This window comes from Mesorhizobium sp. P5_C1 (assembly GCF_054049815.1).
Window position 1 is genome coordinate 1 of record NZ_JBFULQ010000725.1, and the last position, 2285, is coordinate 2285.

The following is a 2285-nucleotide window of genomic DNA, read 5'->3' on the forward strand; positions in this document are numbered from 1 at the left end:
GGATATCGCTTCTATCGTTGCCGCAATGAAGGCGATCCATGGTGACAGCGAATACTACGTCTTCATCAACCATGAACTCCCCTTCGTGTTTATCGGCCAAAGGTCACCATCATGAGCGCGGCCATGCTGAAGCCCTTGGGGATGCCGAAGGGGATGAACCCGCAACAATGGCGCCAGTCAGTCGAGAAGCGCCTCAACGACCTTCTGGACCGCGCCATGTCGCTCATTACGGCACTGGATCTTATGGARGTYGATTGCGACCTGGAGGAKACGGCAGACGACGAGCCRTCGCTMGGCTGCCTCGATGATCTGGAGCWSGACMACTGCGACGACGAGGAAGGTGGCGACGACGAGCCTTGCGTGGATATCTATGGCGAACGCATCATGTGGCCCGACGATCTGGCGTCGCAGGAAACGCTGGTGGAGAGCGGGATATGACGGCGCCGTTCTATCAACGACGCGCCTTCGACCCGCTATCAGCAGCGACAGAGCCGAGCAACGACATGATCGTYSTGCCGTTCCWCCACGCTTACCGCAACAACTTCGGMATGATCCCTGTSCRCACYSRMGACGATTTCATGCTCGTCTCGYCGTSGCACTACGACCCYGAGCRCTAYCCKCCGGGCTCTTGTATTCAATAAGGTTCCGACCGACCCATTGGCCCGCTGCTYCGGTGGCGGGCTTTTCAATTTGCCCAGCCCTTKGCCCACTTCACCCGTCGGGTGCCGCAGCGAATTCCATCTCAAGCGACGCTTTCGGCTTCTGCAGCTKCACGGCCACACAATGTTTGYTGGCGGCATCCCAGGAACTGCCGGTCATGCAGACWGGGCGYTTGGGCGAGCAGGACTTTCCGGCCAACGTGGACTTCAAGCTGCGCGTGCACACGCAGGCCCCTTTTYCCCAACCCCAATTCTCCGGGCAGCTCACGCAGCGCCGAGTTTTCGGATCGACGAACTGCCCCGCCCCACAGGAGCAGGCCGAGCGCTTGGCATCCCACGAGGCGCCCRCYGCACAAGAGACGCAAGTTTTCCTCTTCGGATTCCAGTATTTCCCCTCKGGGCATGCTCCGCTCTCACCGGTGGGCTTGCTGGGCTGCGCCGGCGATGGCGGCAACGCCTTCGCCGGYGCAGTCTTCTGYGGCTCCGCCGGCTGCTGGCCCGGACAAGTGAGCTTTTGGTCGCATTGAAGCGTGCACCCGACCACACCRCGAGACCGATTGACCGGAGTGTCCGGGTATTCGAAGGGACAGGGCATCTGCTGTGCGCTTGCGGTCCATCCGAACAGCATCATCAAACTGGCGAGAASAAGATGRCGTCTCATAGTTCGGATAGTAGTGATTGTTCGCCGAATTGAAAACGGTCAACCGCGTGATGCCCGCTGCCTCACGGTAGGGGCCCTAGCCGTACAAATGCAGATTATTGACAGACATGCATATATCTGAAATGTATACGTACATTGGAGGCAAGAATGGCAAAGATGAGCATATACGTTTCGGACGAACTGAAAGAGCGCATGGATGGAAGGCCAAACGACAACTGGTCGAGCATCGCTCAGCGCGCTTTCGAATTGCAGATCAACTCAACCCTTAAGGAAGGCACTGACATGACTGAAGTGATCGAGAGGCTTCGCGCCTCCAAGGCCAAGCTCGAAGAGCGGGAGCGGCCTCAGTGGACTAAGGATGGAAGGGAATGGGCAGCCGGTCACGCTGAGATCGACGAACTGACCCGCGTGTGCGAGATCGACGTCGACGCATATGACGATGCTGACGATTTGCTGCTCGTGCTGTGCGCTGCCTATAATGACGACCCGAATCCGGATCGCGACCAGGTTGCCGACATCTGCGAACAGCTCACGGGCTCGCCGAAGAAGCGCCCGACCAGGAACCAGCTCGCCTGGTACATCGAAGGCGCGCAGCAGGTTTGGGAAGAGGTCAAAGATGAGGTGTTCAAATAGCCTTCCGGCTCCTACGGCTTGAGTAAAGTAAGGCCCGCTGCCTCACGGTGGCGGGCTTTTCCCTTTTACTGGATGCTCAGTTCCTAAATCGCGCGAAGTGGCACCTTTTTGTGTAGCTATGCTATTGATTCTTGATGATATTTTAAGGATTGATGCTATCATACCGCGTATGGCCGAGACTTCAATCGAATGGACTGACGCAACGTGGAACCCTGTCGCGGGGTGCACGATTCTGACTTCCGGTTGTACAAATTGCTATGCGATGCGAATGGCTGCCCGCCTTGAAGCAATGGGCACGGAGAAGTACCAGGGCCTGACGCGCAAGACCGGCG

At 57.9% G+C, this 2285-nt stretch carries 3 protein-coding genes; all 3 read left to right on the forward strand.

Features of this window, described 5'->3' with window-relative positions; all coding sequences use genetic code 11:
* The first annotated feature begins 111 nt into the window (after nucleotides 1–111).
* Entirely contained in the window at nucleotides 112–438 is a 327-nt protein-coding gene (locus tag ACXJ7R_RS30425) for a hypothetical protein (protein WP_457155051.1), read from the forward strand.
* A 1029-nt stretch (nucleotides 439–1467) separates the two neighbouring features.
* The gene (locus ACXJ7R_RS30430) at nucleotides 1468–1953 is read left to right on the forward strand and encodes a hypothetical protein (RefSeq protein ID WP_457155052.1); all 486 of its coding nucleotides are present in this window, start codon (nucleotides 1468–1470) and stop codon (nucleotides 1951–1953) included.
* A 169-nt stretch (nucleotides 1954–2122) separates the two neighbouring features.
* Nucleotides 2123–2285, forward strand: a 163-nt coding sequence (locus ACXJ7R_RS30435; RefSeq protein ID WP_457155053.1) for a DUF5131 family protein, incomplete at its 3' end; no start/stop codon positions are given.

Coding starts and splice junctions, on each gene's coding strand:
- ACXJ7R_RS30430 (WP_457155052.1), top strand. CDS start 1,468: ATGGCAAAGATGAGCATATACGTTTCGGACGAACTGAAAGAGCGCATG.